Annotated in this window: 16 protein-coding genes; 3 read left to right on the top strand and 13 right to left on the bottom strand. The window is 52.7% G+C overall.

The window, feature by feature from the left end:
• The first annotated feature begins 26 nt into the window (after positions 1 to 26).
• Together ACEVG1_RS17820 and ACEVG1_RS17815 are read left to right on the top strand one after the other, a co-directional pair.
• Positions 27 to 1,010, top strand: a complete 984-nt coding sequence (locus ACEVG1_RS17820) for a hypothetical protein (protein ID WP_374745081.1) — start codon at positions 27 to 29, stop codon at positions 1,008 to 1,010.
• Between the two features lie 63 nt (positions 1,011 to 1,073).
• Positions 1,074 to 1,481 carry a hypothetical protein gene (locus tag ACEVG1_RS17815; protein ID WP_374745080.1) on the top strand — a complete coding sequence of 136 codons (408 nt, stop codon included), beginning with the start codon at positions 1,074 to 1,076 and terminating at the stop codon, positions 1,479 to 1,481.
• Here the strand turns inward: ACEVG1_RS17815 and ACEVG1_RS17810 are convergent.
• From ACEVG1_RS17810 to ACEVG1_RS17765, 10 genes are all read right to left on the bottom strand, one after another.
• Positions 1,472 to 2,395, bottom strand: a complete 924-nt coding sequence (locus ACEVG1_RS17810; RefSeq protein WP_374745079.1) for a hypothetical protein — start codon at positions 2,393 to 2,395, stop codon at positions 1,472 to 1,474. The genes ACEVG1_RS17815 and ACEVG1_RS17810 overlap by 10 nt on opposite strands.
• On the bottom strand, positions 2,388 to 3,068 hold the full coding sequence (locus tag ACEVG1_RS17805) for a hypothetical protein (protein ID WP_374745078.1): 681 nt from the start codon (positions 3,066 to 3,068) through the stop codon (positions 2,388 to 2,390). The genes ACEVG1_RS17810 and ACEVG1_RS17805 overlap by 8 nt, the downstream gene beginning before the upstream one ends.
• Positions 3,069 to 3,148: 80 nt before the next feature.
• Entirely contained in the window at positions 3,149 to 4,261 is a 1,113-nt protein-coding gene (locus tag ACEVG1_RS17800; RefSeq protein ID WP_374745077.1) for a helix-turn-helix domain-containing protein, read from the bottom strand.
• Positions 4,262 to 4,316: 55 nt separating this feature from the next.
• Positions 4,317 to 4,922 (bottom strand): hypothetical protein, encoded by a 606-nt coding sequence (locus ACEVG1_RS17795; protein WP_374745076.1) that lies wholly within the window; start codon positions 4,920 to 4,922, stop codon positions 4,317 to 4,319.
• Positions 4,923 to 4,973: 51 nt separating this feature from the next.
• Entirely contained in the window at positions 4,974 to 6,185 is a 1,212-nt protein-coding gene (locus ACEVG1_RS17790; protein WP_374745075.1) for a DUF4185 domain-containing protein, read from the bottom strand.
• A 139-nt stretch (positions 6,186 to 6,324) separates the two neighbouring features.
• A complete protein-coding gene (locus ACEVG1_RS17785; RefSeq protein ID WP_374745074.1) occupies positions 6,325 to 7,503 on the bottom strand; it encodes an MFS transporter in 1,179 nt (392 codons plus the stop codon).
• A 67-nt stretch (positions 7,504 to 7,570) separates the two neighbouring features.
• A complete protein-coding gene (locus ACEVG1_RS17780) occupies positions 7,571 to 8,335 on the bottom strand; it encodes an endonuclease/exonuclease/phosphatase family protein (protein WP_374745073.1) in 765 nt (254 codons plus the stop codon).
• A gap of 81 nt (positions 8,336 to 8,416) precedes the next feature.
• Positions 8,417 to 10,165: a RagB/SusD family nutrient uptake outer membrane protein gene (locus ACEVG1_RS17775; protein WP_374745072.1), complete on the bottom strand. Its 1,749-nt coding sequence runs from the start codon at positions 10,163 to 10,165 to the stop codon at positions 8,417 to 8,419.
• A gap of 18 nt (positions 10,166 to 10,183) precedes the next feature.
• On the bottom strand, positions 10,184 to 13,408 hold the full coding sequence (locus ACEVG1_RS17770) for a SusC/RagA family TonB-linked outer membrane protein (RefSeq protein WP_374745071.1): 3,225 nt from the start codon (positions 13,406 to 13,408) through the stop codon (positions 10,184 to 10,186).
• 123 nt (positions 13,409 to 13,531) lie between these two features.
• Positions 13,532 to 15,115 (bottom strand): metallophosphoesterase, encoded by a 1,584-nt coding sequence (locus ACEVG1_RS17765; RefSeq protein WP_374745070.1) that lies wholly within the window; start codon positions 15,113 to 15,115, stop codon positions 13,532 to 13,534.
• A gap of 172 nt (positions 15,116 to 15,287) precedes the next feature.
• On the opposite strand from ACEVG1_RS17765, the gene ACEVG1_RS17760 reads away from it, so the two are divergent.
• Positions 15,288 to 15,845 carry a hypothetical protein gene (locus ACEVG1_RS17760; protein ID WP_374745069.1) on the top strand — a complete coding sequence of 186 codons (558 nt, stop codon included), beginning with the start codon at positions 15,288 to 15,290 and terminating at the stop codon, positions 15,843 to 15,845.
• Between the two features lie 36 nt (positions 15,846 to 15,881).
• On the opposite strand, the gene ACEVG1_RS17755 is transcribed toward ACEVG1_RS17760, so the two are convergent.
• From ACEVG1_RS17755 to ACEVG1_RS17745, 3 genes are read right to left on the bottom strand one after another with little or no spacing between them, the layout of a single operon-like run.
• Positions 15,882 to 16,274 carry a (deoxy)nucleoside triphosphate pyrophosphohydrolase gene (locus tag ACEVG1_RS17755; RefSeq protein WP_374745068.1) on the bottom strand — a complete coding sequence of 131 codons (393 nt, stop codon included), beginning with the start codon at positions 16,272 to 16,274 and terminating at the stop codon, positions 15,882 to 15,884.
• Positions 16,275 to 16,281: 7 nt separating this feature from the next.
• A complete protein-coding gene (locus tag ACEVG1_RS17750; protein ID WP_374745067.1) occupies positions 16,282 to 16,470 on the bottom strand; it encodes a hypothetical protein in 189 nt (62 codons plus the stop codon).
• A gap of 52 nt (positions 16,471 to 16,522) precedes the next feature.
• Positions 16,523 to 17,158, bottom strand: coding sequence for a porin family protein (locus tag ACEVG1_RS17745; protein WP_374745066.1), 636 nt, complete (start codon positions 17,156 to 17,158; stop codon positions 16,523 to 16,525).
• Between the last annotated feature and the right edge of the window lie 137 nt (positions 17,159 to 17,295).

Raw genomic sequence — 17,295 nt, 5'->3', positions numbered from 1 at the left:
TATAATGATAACAAAAGCGAATTTACATGCACCCATCTCTTCAAATTACGACAAAACGCCTGGCCCGTTACCTTTTCATTGCCTTACTGCTGTTTTCGGCATGTGCCAAGAACGATCCGATAGACCCTGACGAGCAACCCGGCGACAATACGCCGTTTGTGGAAGGCACCATCGAAATGGGTATGTACAGCCACGGCGTTGACCTGGGTTTTTTTATTAAGCAAATCGATTTCTCGCGCAATGACGTGCCTGAGCAGTTTGTCGAGCTGGCGGAAAATAACGAAGAAGCCCGGCAGTTTCTCGCATTGTTGCAGGAGTACTCATCGAGCAATCCATTTGCTGCGCTCGGACTCATGATGAATGGTGTCATTTGTACCTACTATGTCAAAGGCGACATCGTTTTGGGTAAGGCTCGTGGATTTGGTTACCAGTTTGACAACTACCACGATGCCAAGAATGACGAAGGGAAGGTTTTCCTCCGCACCTTGGTGCAGACGGATGAAATCCCTGCGGAAGACCGCGAGCTATCGTTGACCTATGTACCCTCCGTCGACCTGGGCGTTGGCGGTGGGGGTACGTTTGATGCCTCGATGTACAATCGCCAATCTTCGTCGAAAAGCGAGATAGTGGGTGGTTATTCCTGCGACGTCTCTACATATACCATCAAGTCGCAACATATCCCCGCCCCCGATCCCAACAATCCGCTGCCACAAACGCCCATTGCTTACAAACTGGTGGTGTACACATCTGATGCCTTCAACGCGACAATTAATTTCACGCACCCGTTTTACCTGCCGGAAGATGGTGGTATCCTGAAACTCGAGATTTACTACGATAACGGTGAGGAGCCCACGCTGGTGATGCAGCCCGAGGCCATCACGGCCCGTGCTATTGCCAATGCCGAACTAGCGATTGAGGTAAAGGACCCGGTTTACAGCTTTAACGATGTTGCAGTAGGTTGGAAGATGCTCGCCATTATGCTGAGCGGTTGGGGAGCAGTGGGAGAGTGAGGAAGTGGCTGTAGCGAAAGGCGATCGGTTTACGTTTATCAAGTAGTAATAACCAATGAAGCTATGTTTACTCAAGGAATGAAACGTTGTCTCTTTGTGCTGGTTGCCGGTTTAACTGTACTGGCCGCATGTAGCAAGGAAGATTTGATGGTCGACCCTGATAACCCACTGCTCGGCACTTGGGTGCAGACGGGCCATGAAGAAAATTCCGTCATTTATACGCGGGCTGCCCGACTGAAGAATGACGGGCCGGGCATGGTTTTCCAAGCCGACGGCCACGTCGTGTTACGCGGAATTGCCGGTTGGTGCGCTACACCACCGGTAAGTTATACCAATTATGAGGGTCGGTGGAACCAATCGGGGGCAACTTTACAGACAACCGTACACTACCAGTGGATGCCGGACGCATCGGTACAAGTGCAAGAGATCGTATCGGTGGATGAAAAGCAGCTTGTATTGGCTTACCGATAAGCCGTATCCAACCAATGGACAATGTTTAGCAGGAGCTGCGCATTTTGTGTGGCGTCGGGGTGGTTCATCCCACGTTTATCGCTTTTTATCCCTTGCAACTGAGCAGTAAATGGGGCACCATCCGCAAAAACGCATACCCGCCCGCGCCCGCATTGCAAGATGGCCCCGTTAGCTAAACCTGTACCGCTGATTTTCGGTATGGTTGGAGCGACATGGTGGTTCATCTCCGCTACTTGTACAGGGAGAAACACCTCATAGTCTTCGCCCAGTGAAGAAATGACCACGGCCTCGGGGGGCGGGAAGAATCCCGTGCCACCCCATATGCGGATGCTGTCTATCACAGCCCCTTCAACGTCCGTCACCACATTGGCCGTGAGGTTGCCCCTTCTCCGCGAAAAAATCTCCGTTAAACCATCTTTCCGCTGCGCGAAGCCGTTGATGAGGTTGAATCCGAAACGTTCTGCCAGCTTGCTTACGGAACCGGCGCACGGCATGTGGTCAGTAATGAGGAATAGCGAACCGCCGTGCTGGTACACCCATGTATACAAGGTTTCGATCTCCTCATCCGTATAAACGTTTCCTGTAGGTAGGTCCAGCTTCTCCAGGTCGTACATGGCATTGACGGTCACGAAAACACGTGCATCGGCGAGGCTCTTGGCCGTTATCGGCTCAGAATGCGTTGCCAGCCGATAGCCATCGGCCTCAAGCACACGGCCAAAGGCCGAATATTGGCCCTTGAGGCTAAGCGGATTATTATGACCCCCATCATATAGGATAAGGGAGCCTTTTCCAACACTATAGTGGGGACGGGCAGCCGTATAGCGAAAACCCGTATCGGCCACACTCTGGGCAGCAACGTAGGCCGGCCCAAGCAGCACCCAGAAAAGCACTGCCCGTAGTCTGTCGCTAGTCATGTGCTACCCTTTCCCATTGGTCCGACTCGAAACAGATGAGTTCGTTGGCTACGCCGTCTTCCACCACAAACGTCAATGGGAAGGTCAACTCCGCATTAAAGAAAACTGTGGGCGAGAAAGCGTCAAAGACCAGGGTTTGGTTGTCCCAATGTTGTGTCAGGGTGAGTTTGCCGTCTTTGGTAGATATGCTGAGCTCCATGCTGGGGTCTTTTTCCAACCGATACCTTCCCAGGAGCGGCTTCAGTTGTCCAGCAGTTAACTCCACATGTTGTGTAGGGTCGTAGGCGACTTTCTCCAAGGTGATACGGTCGAGGATTTTGGCCTTTTCAATTTTTCCGGCATTCCCTTCGATAAATTCGATCTTGTACGCCTCTTCCTGCGATTGGTACACGAGGGCGCCCGTACGCTGTAACGGGTAAACCCGGCCATCCCATACCTGTTGCGCCACGAATTGCCCATTTTGCTCGAAAAAACGAATATGTGCCGCCCGGTTGGGAAACCGATAATATCCCGAAAGGGCACCCCAAGCTACACTGTCGGTGTATTGGATGGTGGTTTGTAAGGGTGCAGGGGCATGTTCCATACCGACCGCTTGGTGGGTCAAAGTCGATAAGCCCAGGGTAATGATCACCCCGGTTGTTAGCGACAGGTGTTTTGCTGTTTTTGTTTGCATGATTAGCTCATTTTGTTTTGATGATGCAATAATCAGCAATGAAAGCACGGGAGTTGTCCGGCTGGATACAAGTGGACGTATTAGGTGTCCCGCCGTGAAAGGTAATCCTTGGGCGTCATACCGGTTATCTTTTTGAATGCGGTATAGAAGGTGGTTCTTGAATTGAAACCCGCGTGTATGGCAACGCTGGCGATGTCTTTGTTGCGGAAATCCGGATGCACCAACAGCCGTTTCGCCTCCGCTACCCGTAGCTCATTGATGTACCTGTAAAAATTCTTGCCGAAGCCCTGGTTGAGCACAAAAGACAGGTCATGGCTACTGATACCCACCTTTTCGGCCAACGTAGGTAAGTTGAGCATCGGATCGAGGAACATCTCGTTTTCTATCACCAGTTGGTGTACATTATCCTGCAAAATACGTACTTGGTCCTCGGTCAGGCGGGCGTATGGTTGATTGGAAGAGGTGATCGCTTCGATGATTTCAGGCAGTTGGTCTTTGCCGACGGGGTAGATGACCCCTTGGTTCAGCGAGTGATACGCCATGAATACCGTTAATGCGAAATATCCTGCGGGAACAATCGCCGCGATCGGCGGGTAGTTCTTGCCGAGTAGCCAAAGCGCGGTCATGGCCAGTAAGGCAAACAAGATAAATGTTATCCATGCTAGGTTTATTTGCTCTACAGTTGCGGAAAACCGTTTGATTTGGCGGTGATGGCGCCGCAACAAGAAGAACGACAGTGCCCAGTATGCGATGATTTGCCCGAGGAACAGATGCCGGATGATCCATACCACGCTTGCCGGAAGATCAAATGGGATTTGGCTGTCCGCATACCTGTTCGGGAGCATAACGCATGCCGCGTATAGGCAAAACAGAAAAAACGGAATGAAATGCCACACCGCTGCCCGTGGTGGGGCTGTCGGGTTTACAAAGTAAACCAGCGCGAGAAAAAAGCAGGGGAAGGTCGCCCACCGGGGGAGTTCCAATAAGGGGACGAGCCAATCTAGCGGATTTTGGGGTGCCGGTGCGGCGGCCTCAATGGATAGTTGCGCAAACAGCGTGGCGAGGCAGATAAAGAACAAGCCCAGCCACCGGTTCGCTTGCCGGTTCACCCGGGGTATATTGGTGAGCAGCAGGAGCGCCTGTAGTGCTGACGCACCTGTTGTCAATGCGTGCCAAAGAAATGATGAGTCCACGGCCTAAAAGTACGAAAAGCCGTGGGATACGGCTGTCCGTTTGGATACATTCGTACTAACGCATTTCCCGTAGCCCGTCTATTGAACGGAAATCGGCCGCATAACCGCCGGTTGGCTCGATGAGAGCAGCATCGCCCCGTATGCGGAGCTCCTTCGACTTCCTGATGTTTTCTTCCGATCGGGTGAGCAGCCTCACCACGTTCACATCCTGGTGTCCGCCTGCATCTGTTAGGCGGTTCACTTCAATCTTCAAGATGTATTTCTCGTCCACCATCAGTTGGTCGTAGCTGCCACTGATCAGTTGGTTGTCTATCATGAAAACAGTGGGGCCGGGGTGGAGGGAGATATATTTCTGTTTAAGTTCGGTTAGGGAAATGAACGCAGGTGTGTATCCATCCTTTAGTACAATCCGTACTACGCCGCTGTACTTATGTTCGCCGACAATGGTGTCGTTTTTTGAAACGTCCACGCTATGAATCATGTCGGGCGCTGTGAGTCCGACTGCGGTATTCGGTATAGGGTGTCCGTTTACCATTATCAGCGCATTCCGGTTGTGCGGGTCCATGTGGTATACGACGTCTATGGATAGTGAATCGGTTTTTTGGGCTAAGCAGTTAAATGAAATAAGCGAGATAGCCCATAAAGCGGTTAGTAGTTTCATGGCATTTTTATAAATCGGTGAAACTAAGGTAGGAAAAAACACCAGTTTACTTTACTCAAATTTTACCCGGATAAACTGGGGGCGGTAAAGGGTGGGTGTTTTCTGGATGTCTGTTAGGAAATCAAAGGAATTCACGTTGTAGCTGATGAGCAATTCACCCTTTTCAGACAGGTTGAAATGCGCCTTCGCGTTGTACACGAATAAACCCTTCTGTTTCACCTCGGGGCAATCCCACAGTTCCTTGATGGGGCCGAATGGCCCTGCCGGTGAAAGGCCTATGCGCAGCCCCACGGTGGCACCAATGCCGTCCGTTTGGAAGACCAGCGCATAACGACCGTCCGGCAGCGGCGTTACGCTGAGTTCGTTCGATGCGCGGTTGGCGATCGGTGCTGCTTTATACATATCGTCATTCCAATCCGCTCCATCCCAAAAGCGCCATTCCGTAAAGCGCTCGAAATCCTTTGGTGCCACGCGAGCCACCAGTACGTGCTTTTTGGGTCCGCGCACGCCATACACATACACATAGCCATCGGGATGGGGGGCACCCGCGGCCACTGTGTTCACAAAGATGCCCGCACCGAACGAACCGTTGTTGCCGCTATCCGTGGAGTCGCGGAAGTAAAATGGCGTATCCATCTGCCGCTGGTCTCTGTATGGCGGCTGGCTTCCCGCCGGGATGGCAATCAGCACATTGCCCACTTCTTCAAAAGGAAACACCGCGGCATCGGTATGCCGAATCCGGTAGCCAAAAACATACGTCGCATTGCCCAGTTCCTGGTTCACGAATCCGTCGCCGAGCCAAAAGTACTCACCCGGTTGGGCTTGCGGGGTCTTCGGTACGAACACGGACATGGGCTTCCCCATGCTATCGCTTCCCCAAAAAAACTGGAGTCGATTTTCGTCGGGCACCACCCCGTCCAGGGTGGCCACCGAATTATTTATCATCACCGAACCCGGTTGCAATTCACCGTCTTCGATCTCGCCAATCATCGTATCGCTGAATACCAGCAAGGTTTTACCCGCTTTGGTAGACTGCGGCGTATCCACGCCGTGGAGCGGTATGGAGAAAATGCCATCCGCGCCAAACCAGCCCGAGGTACGGTCAAACAGCCGCGACCACTCCAGCGCCTCTTCCACGGTGTAGTTGAGGGTCACCGTGTCCACAGCTTGCGCTGAATCCCGCCGCGCGCCCGTACGGTTTCCGCAAGCTGTGCACCAAAAAAAGACGGTGGCGATTAGTAGGGAGGCCGACAGTTTGCACATGGTTTTATTTTTATTCTACAGCAAATATGCTGCATTTCGGAAACAAAACAAACGCTGAAGGTTATTTTGGCTACAGCATCGGGTTTTGGGCATCCGCAGGCTTTCAGCAAGTGGTCCCGCAACTGAGTGGGCACCGAGATCACGGCGTCCGCGCGCGCCGCTTATAGGCCCGCAAGTAAAGCCAGGCAAAAGCGGCCACGACCATCGTTCCGAAAAAGATGTAGGGAATCCGGGCTACGCGGTCATAGTATGCCCATCCGGCAATCAGTGCCCCCAATCCAATCCCTGCCTCCAGGGCGATGTACATGGTAGCCATGGCCTTCCCGCGCTGGTGGGGATTGCTCAGGTCTATGGTCCACGCGTTCACGGCGGGCGAGAGGATGCCCCCGCCAATTCCGTATACCGCCGCACCCGTAACAAGCCAGAAAGGGCTTTCGCCCCATGCCAGGATACCCATAGACAGGATGAGTATAGCCAGTCCGTATTCGATAATCAACACGCGGCCGTGCCGATCGGAGAGTCTACCCGAGAAGAACCGGATAGCCACCGAAGATATGGTAAAGGCCACGAAAAACACGCCCCGGTTGGAGATGCCTAGGTGCGTAGTCCAATCCGGTATCAGCGTAAGGATGGCACCATAGGCAACATAGGAAAGCAGGGTTACGATCGCTGCGGGGATTACCCGGGGGTCGATGATGTCTGTGCGCGATATGCGGAATGACGACATCCGGAGCCGTTGCCGCCGCGGTGCGGGGAGTGTCTCTTTCATGTTCATCAAAATCACGATGGACAGCAGTGCGAAAATCGAGGAGCAGTAAAACAGCGCATCGATTGAGTAAGCCTGGCTGATGGCGCTGCCCACGGCGGGCCCTATGGCCATGCCCAGGCTGAAAGCCAGCCCGTGCATGCCCGCAGCCTCACCCCACCGCTCGCGCGGGATGATGTCGGCCACGTAGGCCGCCGTAGCGGTAGGTTTAAAGCCTGTGGAGAAACCGTGGATGAGACGCAGAAACAGGAACCCCGATACACTGGAGAGCACCGGATAAAGGAACCCGCACACGAAACATACGATGGAGCCCACCGCCATCACCGGTACACGGCCCACCGTGTCTGTCAGCTTGCCGCTGAATGGCCTTGATATCCCTGCGGTGAGCGTAAACAGCGCGATGATCAGCCCCTTATATTCACCACCGCCCAGACTGCTGAGGTACGCGGGCAGTTCCGGTATCAGCATGTTGAAGCTGGCCGAAAAAAGCAGCGAACTCAAGCAGAGCAATAGGAATGGCAAACGATAGATGGATGGGGAAGCGTGCTGCATGATGGCGCAAAGCTAACCAAATCATCCCACGTTGGGAATAAGATTGCGGTTGCCCTGTAAAAACGGCTTACAACGTAAGCGTGGCTTCCAGCGGCAAATGATCGGAGTATCGGATTTCTTTCCGTACGACCGTGCTGCTGTTTTTTTTAAGAAGTGACGGAGACACGAAAATATAATCTATTTTTTTGATGGGTTCCGCTGCCGGGAAGGTGGGCGCCAGCGACTGATCCATAAAAGATAATCGTTCCGAAATCAATTGAATCTCTTCCGTATCGGGCAGGGCATTGAAGTCGCCGGTCAATATCACGGGTTCGTCTCCTGCTAAATGGCGCATGATTTCATCGGCCTGGATCAACCGTGTAGCTTGGTCCAGGGCGATATGCACGGTAGAAAACACCAGTTCTTTTCTCCCCGTATGGAGTTTCACAGCCAAAAAGGCCAAGGATTCTTTCCTTCCGTTCTTCATGGACGTGATGCGTTTGTTGCTTTGCTCCTTGATGGGATATTTGGACAGGATACCCAAGCCATAAGCGCCTCCGTCATAGGCAAAATGCCGGTAAAAGGCATAGTGCATGCCCGTAATCTCAGCGAGCACTTTCATCTGGTCTACGTTTCCGGATCGCCGGCAAAGGCTGTCTACTTCCTGCAGACCCACCAGATCCGCTCCAGATTTTTTGATGAACGCACCGATTTCGCGCAGCGTCATTCGTTCGGCGGCATCTGCTCCGTGATGGATATTATAGCTCATCACTTTGAGGTTTTGACCTTTCGAAGGCAAACTAAGCACCAGCAGCAGGCCGACCAGGGAAAAGAAGGAACTTTTGTTTCTCATGTTCAATAAACTAAAAATGTTGATGCTCCCGGAAAGGAGCATCAACAAGTAGTTACAGGCTTTTATTCGATCAATCTCCCGTTACTTCCAATCCGGGTTTTGAACCAGGTTCGGATTGAGTACGATATCTGAATTGGAAATCGGATAAAGATACTTTTTATCTTCGAAACTACGTTCTTCGTTAGCGCCCCAGATCACGTGGCCGGAGGTTCCGTCAGTGAGCTTGGAGATATTGCCGTCTATCACGAAGTACGTTACGCCGGCCTGCGGCGCGGAGGGCGTTGCCGATACGAAAGAAACATCGGGCGTACCATTGCCATCCAGATCCATGGGGCGGTCCATCGCCGGCACATAGATGCCCTTCCAGGGCATTTCAACCAATTTCCCTTTTTTCCACCGCATCAGATCCTGGTACCGGAGGTTTTCATAGCACAGTTCGATGCCGCGTTCCCTTCGTATCTCCAACAGGTACCTGTCTGAGATTTCCGGAAAATATACCTCCTGGAGATAGGGGTCTGCCGTTTGCGGAACAGCCGTATTTACGCCGGCCCTTGCCCTGAGCAACCCGATCGTTTGGGCCCATACCGCTTCGTCAAATTGCCCCAACTCCGCTTTCGCTTCGGCGTAATTCAAGAGTACCTCCGCATAGCGCATCATCGGAATCGTGTTATACGCTTCGCCGATTCCGTCCAACCGTCTGTCATCCATGCTCCATTTAAGCAGGTGGTAGCCCGTAAACGTATAGCCGAAGTTCGGTGGCGCGGCGCTTCCGTCGCTTCTTTTATAACCGAGGGACCGTACCGTCTGGGCCAGCCGGTTGTCACGGTTTGCCATTTCATCCACAAACAAGCGTTCATCGTACCCGGCTTTATCGGTAAACCTGCTTCCGTCGGTCATCAGGTAGGTGTTGATGAACTGCTTGTTCAGCCCCCAGCGGGAACCGTAGGTAGCGGAATTGAATTTCCAGGTCAGGGCATGCCACCTTTTCAGTGCATTGTTGAAGACCAGCGCAAACAGGACCTCCTGGCTAACGGCGTTTTCAGAGATAAACAGCGTCCGGTAGTCGGTTGTCGGCTTTCCGGTGTTGTAAAGCGAGTAGGTGCCGGCATCCATCACCATTTTCGCGGCATTGGCTGCTTCCGTAAGCCACTGATCGGCTGTAGCAGCCAAGTCCAGCTCGGTATGGTATTTCCGGTAGGTTCCCTCGTAAAGCGCTATCCTGGATTTATAAGCCAAGGCTACCTGGCGGGTAATCGTCGAGGAGGTGTTGTCTTTGGTTTCGCGGATGTTTTCCGCTGCAAAGTTCAGGTCTTCCAACACATGCTGCATCACCACTTCTCTGGGGTCCTGCGGTTTATACAGGGCCTCGTCGTCGGTGGTCAAAGGCGCATCATACCAAGGCACATTTCCGTATCGCTGTACCTTTTCGATATAAAACCAGGCCCTGAAAAACCGGGCGATGCCGGCATAGTGGTTTCTAGCTTCCGCCGGAATGGCCTCGTTGTTATAATTGGCCAAGAAATAATTGATATTCCGCAGGTTGGACCAGTTCCAGGCGCCCTCGTTTACCGAAGAATAGTTTCCGGAGATAAAGTTTGAGCTTTGGGTTATAGACGAATAATCGGCCATACCATCGCCTTGCGTTGCCGCATCCGCAGAGGGGAGCATTTGCTGATAGAATGAGTTGGTATAGAGTTCCAGGTCTGCCTCCGTGGCAAAAAAGGTGTTCGGCACCAGTTTGTCAAAGGGCTCCGTTTCCAGGAAATCACTGCACGATTGCGAAAACAGCAGGCCCAGGCTGGCAGCTATATAAAGGATTGACTTTTTCATGATCAATATGGCTAACGATTAGAATGTAAGGTTAAGTCCCACCGTGTATGATTTCAGCATGGGGTAGGCATCTCCCTGCCCGTGGCTGTTGGTCATATCGCCGGCTGGGTTTTCGATGATTTCCGGGTCAAAGTTATCGGTGTGCTTATACAGCCCGGAGAATGTCAGGATATTTTGTCCGCTTATATATACCATGGCTTTCCTGATGCCCGCTTTGGCCGTCCACGACTGCGGTAGGGTGTAGTCGAGCGAAACATTTTTCAGCCTCAGGTAGCTCGCATCCTGGAGATAGCGCGTCTGCGGCGCTCCCAACGACCGGTTGGTACCCAAAGCGGTATACCCCCGGTACCGTGGCCAGTAAGCATCCGGGTTTTCCGCGGTCCAGTAGTCATCCATCATGATGGTCGGCTGGAAGCCGTAAGGCCGGTTGTACGGTCCGTAGAACAAATCAGCCTCCGGAGCAAAGTACCAGTCGCGCTTGGCAATGCCTTGCACAAAGGCCGAAAGCCCCACACCTTTCCAGTTGGCAGATAGGTTGAACCCATACTGGTACCGGGGCGCATTGTTACCGATAATCATGCGGTCTCCCGGATCGTCCAAGGTGTTCTTCCCCTGGTTAATGACACCATCGTTGTTCCGGTCGGCAAACTTCAGGTCGCCCGCCAGGTATTCGTTGGTATTCGAGTTCAGCAGAAAACTTTGGTCTGCCCAGTTGGCCGCCTCTTCGTCCGAAGCGAAGAACCCAAGTGTTTCATACCCCCAGATATCCCCCACTTTCATGCCCTTGTAATACGTGGAAAGCAACTTGGTCGGGTTGTTGAACTTCAGTATTTCAGACTGGTTGTCCCAAAGCGACCCGGACACGCTATAGTGGAACGGCGTTCCGCCCGCGTCAAACTGATCTTTCCAGCCCAGCGTGAGTTCCCAGCCGTTTGTTTTCAGGTCGGCATAATTGCCGAAAGGCACCGCCGCTCCAAATACGTTAGGCAGCGGTTGCCCCACCGTAAACATATCCGTGGTGATACGGCTGTACCAGTCAAACGTCAGGTTAAACCTTCCCGAAAAAAGCGTAGCATCCATACCGAAGTCCAGCGTGGTAGCCTTTTCCCAGGTCAGTCCGTCGGGAATCACCCCCGGAATGGATGTATAAGGCGTCTGCACTCCATTCAGGATCACGCTGGTTTTGGATACAGACATCGCTTCCATATACCGGTAAGGGGCCACATTTCCGTTTCCGAGCGATCCGTAAGACGCCCTGAGTTTCAGGTTATCCAGCCAGGTGCGGCTGCTTGCCATAAAATTCTCCTCCGAGATGTTCCAGCCGGCAGAAGCCGACGGAAAGAACCCGTAGCGCTGGTTATCGGGAAACTTCGAAGACCCGTCATAACGGCCATTGAACTCCAGCAAGTACCGGTTTTTAAAGGCATATGTCAACCGATAGAAAAGCCCTAGGTATTTCCACTCGTTGCCCCCACCCGCTATATTGTAGTTCAGTCCATCCATCAGGTTGAAATCAGGCTTGCTAGGCACCAACAGGCCATCCCGTTGCGCGTCGAAATTTTCCCAGCGGTTGGATTCGATATTGTATCCCACCAACACCCCCAGATCATGCGCGTCGTCAAAGGTCTTTTTCACATCGGCCGTGATATTAGACCCCCAATAGGTCGTATTATCGGTCAAGGTCCGGTACAGGCTATTGCCATACCGGCCCGTTTGTCCGGGCGCGTTACTGAAATACAGATAGTTGTTGTGGCGCTTGTCGTTGTTGAACGTCTTTGCGTAGGTAAAGTTAGCCTTGAAGGTCACCAGATCACCAAACGGCTTGGCCGTCACGCTCGGAGTGGTCCTTACAAAGAATCTGTCCTGATTCGAGCGGCTGCTGCCATCCACAAACGAAGCACCCGATTCGACCGCCTGCCGGGTAAATGTACCATCGGGATTATACATCGTGGCGATCGGAAAGCCGGATACGGCCCAGTATCTCCAGATACCCGCATCACCGTTTGCCAGCAACGGGTAGCCGTACTGGAAAGTGCTGATGTCGATATTATTGTCGAACGAAAGCCAATCGTTCAGGTCTATCTCGCCCTTCGCCCGCACGTTCCACTTATCAAAGTCGTCCGGAGAGTGCCTGAATATACCATCTTGGTGGTAGTAAAGCCCCGATACGAAATATCTTGCCCGTTCATTTCCCCCAGATGCGCTGATGGAAGCTTCCGTGGCAGGCATTCGATCCCTATGCAGGGTGGCAAACCAGTCGGTACTGCCAAAGTATTCGTATCGACCCAGCGATTCGTTATAGACGGCATCCCCTTGGGAAGGGTCATGGTTCTTCAGCCGCTCCAACCATTCCAGCGAGAACGGGAAATTGGCGTTTACAGTGATGGGATGTGTCTTATAATCGTACCACGCGTAGAACGCATCATCGAAATTTTTGGCCCAGGTATAGCCATCGGTCACGAGATTAGGAACCACCGTACGCTCGTTGACCGTTTGGCTCACCCTTACGTCTAGTGCAGACTTTCCTTTCGCCGGGCTTTTGGTCGTGATCAGCACCACGCCAAATGCCGCCCTGGAACCGTAAATGGCGGCAGAAGAAGCATCCTTCAATACGGTCACGCTCTCCACGTCATTCGGGTTTACCAGATTCGGGTCGCCTTCCACGCCATCGATGAGCACCAGCGCGTTACCGCCCGCCCCGATAGAGGTGATCCCCCTCACGTTAAAAGCGGCACCACGCGTGGGCCCGCCGTCTGCCATCCGCAGGTTGAGGTTGGGCAGCGTGCCCTGGAGCATACGCGTCAGGTTGGGCTGCGGCCTGTTTTCGAGGTCCTCCGAACTGATCTGCGACACCGCTCCGGTTAGGTTGATTTTTTTCTGGGTGCCATATCCCACCACCACGACCTCTTCCAGATCGTTCTTGCTATCCAGCTGGATGACGATGTCGCGCGTGCTCCCGCTCACTTGATAGGTTTTGGTCTCAAAGCCCACATAAGAAACCACCAGCGTGGCATCCGTCCGATCCGATTCCAAGACGAACCGTCCATTTTCGTCGGTAGAGACGGCCCTGCCTGTGCCCTGGATGGCAACCGTTGCATTCAGGACCGGCCGGCCATCGCCGTCTACCACCCGCCCCGATAGCGTTGTCTGTTGTTTGCTGCTTGCGGTCTGCTCTTTGTTTCTTGCTGCGAAAGCCGTAGCGGCCTCCCCAAGAAATGGAAACGACAATATCGTCCCTGCCAATAAACATATTGGTACACCTACTCTCATTGTTGTTAAAAAATTAGTTCGTTTTTTATTTCGCCGGCAAACGTAAGGAGGTAATATGATGGGTATATTAAGCCTATGTTTGTTTTAGGAGAATATCTAAAAAGTTACGGGCGCAGCGGAAGTACCGGAAACGATGTGGGTTACTACATGGTCATAAACCCGCGTTTCCGTAGCAATCACCTGCCCGGACTCATCCGTGACCGGAAAAATGTACTGCGGCGCCATGGTCACCTCATAACCCTGCGCTCCTTTCGGAATAACATCGACCACCAGATGCCCGTAATGTTTCCCTCCCGAAAGAAGCTGGCGTCCGCGCCAGTTTTCGGGCGCATCCACGTGCGCCACCCACTGCCGGTATGCATTGAAACGGCGCGGGTCCACGTCGTCAAGCGAGTACCCGAGCCCATCGCCGGCAATACCCACATCCCAAAAATGGATACCATCTACCAGCGAATGTTCGAGCGACTCGTTGTGTCCGCAGATAACCGCCACCACGCCGTATTTTTTAAACATCGGGGTGTAAGCACGCATCGGCACACCCGCCTGCCCCGAGCTCTTTTCCGCGGTCAGTGGCAAAATGTGCCCGCCACTGGAGTACGGGATGTGGTGGAACTGCACGAAGATCACCTGCCCAGCCTCATGGGCGTCCCTTAGCTGGGCCTCTGCCCATGTCCATTGCTCGGATCCGCGGCCAATGTCGGGCAGGTCATCGCCCGGATACGTCGATGCGCTGATGTTGATGTTGGTATCGTTGTCTGTGCTGTCCGGCAGTCCGTTGGATGAATCCAGCGTGATAACGGTTACCGGCCCATAGTCCACCCGGTAATAGGTGTCTTGATAGGCCGTGTTTCCATTACCGGGCAGCGAAAAGTACGCCTTGTACTTGGCCCGGGATTGAAATACCGCCTGCGGGTCATAGCCGCCGTTGCGGGCGCCGAAATTTTCCCAGTTGCCGATTGCCGGCAGCAGCAGCGTCTGGCCAAGCACATCATCGAATTTGCCCGCTGTGTGGAAGAAAAACTCATCCCAGGCACGCTGGTAGCCCCCTCCCTGTACAATGTCTCCGGGCAGCACGATAAAGTCCGGCTTTTCCATCTTGATCTGCCTCAAGTTCGCCTTGAAACCCACCGTTTCGGTGATCAGGTAGTTCTCCACGCCCTGTGGCCTGCCGGAACTCTCCGGCGCCTGCTTTCCTACTGCCCACGGACGCAGGGTATGCCGGCCTTCCGGGTCGGTCTCACTATCGGCAAATGCCACAAACCGGATACGCTCCCGTTGGCCTTTAGCCGGTGCAACGGTAAACTCGTTCGTATAGCGCTCCGTACCCTGGAAAACGCGGTAAGCGTAGGACGTCCCTGGCTTCAGCCCTTCCAACACAGCAGCATGCTTCCAATTGGCATTGCGAAACATGTCCGGGAAGCTGTCCCGTTCGGATTCTTCCAGCGCCGAGTAGTCCAGTGCCGCAACAAGGGCCGGTGCCGGTTCGTAATACTGGGTATCTGCCGCATGCAGTTCCCACACGGCCAGTTTGCCCGGTACCTCCGCATCGGTAAACCAGGTGAGACGTATCCCGCCCGCGCTGTCAGCGGGAAGCAGGTAAGGGGTTATCCTAAACTGTCCAAAACAAACGGTGGAAAAAGCGGCTATGCAAAAGGTTGAAAGGATTGTTTTTCTATACATGAGGGCGTCGTCTATTTTTGTGCAAAAATAGCAGGCCGATGTTACCTCAATGTTATGTTTGCTCCAAAGGGCATTTGTAGATAATCTGTAGGCTCAGTGTCTTTTTGGCATCCGTTTTGGTTAAAACACAACAAGCGTTCTGATAAATCACAAAATTTAAAATCCTTCGTACATGAAAACGATTCACCCAGTTTTAGTATTCAGTTTGATTTTCGCCGTAGGCTTTTTAACTTCCTGCAGCAAAATCAAAGAAAATCTGCAAGCGGATTTCGACTATGAAGCAGAGGCTATTGCCTTCACCATGCCAGCGGTACCGATTGCTGGCGAGGGCATTGAAGTGACCCAAGAGGTAGCGATGGATCTGGACGCGATCATCCAGCAGAATGCTCCTTTGGTCAGTGCCAATAATATCAGGGCGATTAATCTCACCGGCATTACCATCGAACTGGCAGGTACAGACGAAGACAACAACCTGCAGAACTTAGAAACTATCCGGGTGGCTGTCGGAGCTGAAGGTGTTGAAGAAAAGGTTATCGCGGAGATTGCCAACAATCCGGATGTGTACGAAACGTCGCTGTCTCTTCCTATAACAGACGGGGCGGTGGATCTGAAACCGTATATCATGAAGAAAAAGTTTGACTATAAGCTACATGTAAAACCAAGGAGAGGTACCACCAAATCCTTAACCGTTACCGTTAAGACATTTTACACGTTCGTCGTTGGGGTGTAGTGGTAGAACCGGAGGGAAGAGAGGCAAAATCTCACCCTAATTCCATATATCCCCGGCTCTCACCTGTTCAACAATCGGTATATCCGCGGGCGCCCAGTCGTATCGCACCAGCTCTTCTATCGTTACCCATTTGGCGTCGGCGTGCTCTTCGAGCCGTAACTCACCGCCTACCACATATGCGATAAATGGCACCAGTCTGATCCGGAAGCTGGGGTAGGCGTGTTCCACGGGTTCGAGCCGTTTTACCACCTCAATGTCCAAGTGCAGCTCTTCGCTGATCTCACGCACAACGGTTTCTTTTTCATCTTCCCCCGGTTCCACCTTGCCGCCCGGAAACTCCCATTTCAGCGGCAGGTCCATGGTACTGCTGCGTTGGCAGATCAGTATTTTGCCGTGATGGATGATGACTGCACAGGTAACGATAAGCATAGCGTCCTCAAATCCCCAGCAGCCTATCCACCTGTTCTATCGTTTCCTTCACGGTTACGGTCTGCTCATAATGGTTCGGCGATACGAAAACGATTACCGTGGTCTGGCCTTTCGCGTAGTAGTAGGCCACATTGTCGAAATTCACCCGAACGGGTTCATCCTTTTTCGGCTTTGTCAACCGTAGAATCTTTGCCATGTCTTATATGTTAAATAGTTCTTTGCAGTGCGCCGGTGCCGTTGCATCCAGGTTAAAAAAGCTTGCTTACCGCGTAGCTCAGCCCGAAAGAAAAGAACCGGTTTTTATCGTGGCCCTTCTCCTTTTTGGCCACATTGCTTAGCCCTTCACTATAGCGAGCAAAAATCCCAATTCCCACGCCAGGTATTTGGTATCCGATTGCTGCCGTTGCGCCGATATCCAACACGCGCATATATTCCAGGATGTTGGGTCCGCCGTCTATCGCCTCCGGGGTATATATGGGGAATCCTAGCAGGGGGCCAGCCCCTATCTTCAGCCCCTCCATTGCCTCGTATTGCAAGAAAACCGGTATACTCAAGTAATCCACCTGGCCGCTCCGCACCGAGCGCCAGTATCCACCATCGGCTTCCCCGCTGTTTTCGATCCTGTGGTATTGCTGCGAATACAGCAGTTCAGGCTGCATGTACCATCTGTTGGCTATTTTGAAGCTTCCGTAAATCCCGCCCATAAACCGGGTAACCGTCCGCGGGCCGACGGTGGTTGTTCGGCGACTGAACGAGTCGTATGCTTCATACGTCTTGTTGAGGTTCAGATTGGCGCCCACTTTTACACCAAATTCCTGCTGGGCAAAAGCGCTAGGCAAGCAGCAGATTATGCCAAGCATCGCAACATATAGCTGTCGTTTCATTGGATTCGGATTGGCTTACAAAAAGATCAATTAGCTTGATGTTAGTTTATCACTACTAAGCACTAGTGTCCCATTAAAAATGGGACGTTGTTAAAAATTAAATAAAGTTGGCCCATTCGGTCCAAATCGTTCTTTGT

Origin of the sequence: Parapedobacter sp. 2B3 (assembly GCF_041925275.1) — a bacterium.
Lineage (GTDB): Bacteria > Bacteroidota > Bacteroidia > Sphingobacteriales > Sphingobacteriaceae > Parapedobacter > Parapedobacter pyrenivorans_A.
The sequence above is the reverse complement of the archived record's forward strand: the minus strand, read 5'-3'. Positions and strand labels throughout refer to the sequence as shown.

Bases quoted from the DNA above. Each gene is read 5' to 3' on its own strand.
- ACEVG1_RS17820 (WP_374745081.1), top strand. From the start codon at position 27: ATGCACCCATCTCTTCAAATTACGACAAAACGCCTGGCCCGTTACCTT.
- ACEVG1_RS17815 (WP_374745080.1), top strand. From the start codon at position 1,074: ATGTTTACTCAAGGAATGAAACGTTGTCTCTTTGTGCTGGTTGCCGGT.
- ACEVG1_RS17810 (WP_374745079.1), bottom strand. From the start codon at position 2,395: ATGACTAGCGACAGACTACGGGCAGTGCTTTTCTGGGTGCTGCTTGGG.
- ACEVG1_RS17805 (WP_374745078.1), bottom strand. From the start codon at position 3,068: ATGCAAACAAAAACAGCAAAACACCTGTCGCTAACAACCGGGGTGATC.
- ACEVG1_RS17795 (WP_374745076.1), bottom strand. From the start codon at position 4,922: ATGAAACTACTAACCGCTTTATGGGCTATCTCGCTTATTTCATTTAAC.
- ACEVG1_RS17790 (WP_374745075.1), bottom strand. From the start codon at position 6,185: ATGTGCAAACTGTCGGCCTCCCTACTAATCGCCACCGTCTTTTTTTGG.
- ACEVG1_RS17785 (WP_374745074.1), bottom strand. From the start codon at position 7,503: ATGCAGCACGCTTCCCCATCCATCTATCGTTTGCCATTCCTATTGCTC.
- ACEVG1_RS17780 (WP_374745073.1), bottom strand. From the start codon at position 8,335: ATGAGAAACAAAAGTTCCTTCTTTTCCCTGGTCGGCCTGCTGCTGGTG.
- ACEVG1_RS17775 (WP_374745072.1), bottom strand. From the start codon at position 10,165: ATGAAAAAGTCAATCCTTTATATAGCTGCCAGCCTGGGCCTGCTGTTT.
- ACEVG1_RS17765 (WP_374745070.1), bottom strand. From the start codon at position 15,115: ATGTATAGAAAAACAATCCTTTCAACCTTTTGCATAGCCGCTTTTTCC.
- ACEVG1_RS17760 (WP_374745069.1), top strand. From the start codon at position 15,288: ATGAAAACGATTCACCCAGTTTTAGTATTCAGTTTGATTTTCGCCGTA.
- ACEVG1_RS17755 (WP_374745068.1), bottom strand. From the start codon at position 16,274: ATGCTTATCGTTACCTGTGCAGTCATCATCCATCACGGCAAAATACTG.
- ACEVG1_RS17750 (WP_374745067.1), bottom strand. From the start codon at position 16,470: ATGGCAAAGATTCTACGGTTGACAAAGCCGAAAAAGGATGAACCCGTT.
- ACEVG1_RS17745 (WP_374745066.1), bottom strand. From the start codon at position 17,158: ATGAAACGACAGCTATATGTTGCGATGCTTGGCATAATCTGCTGCTTG.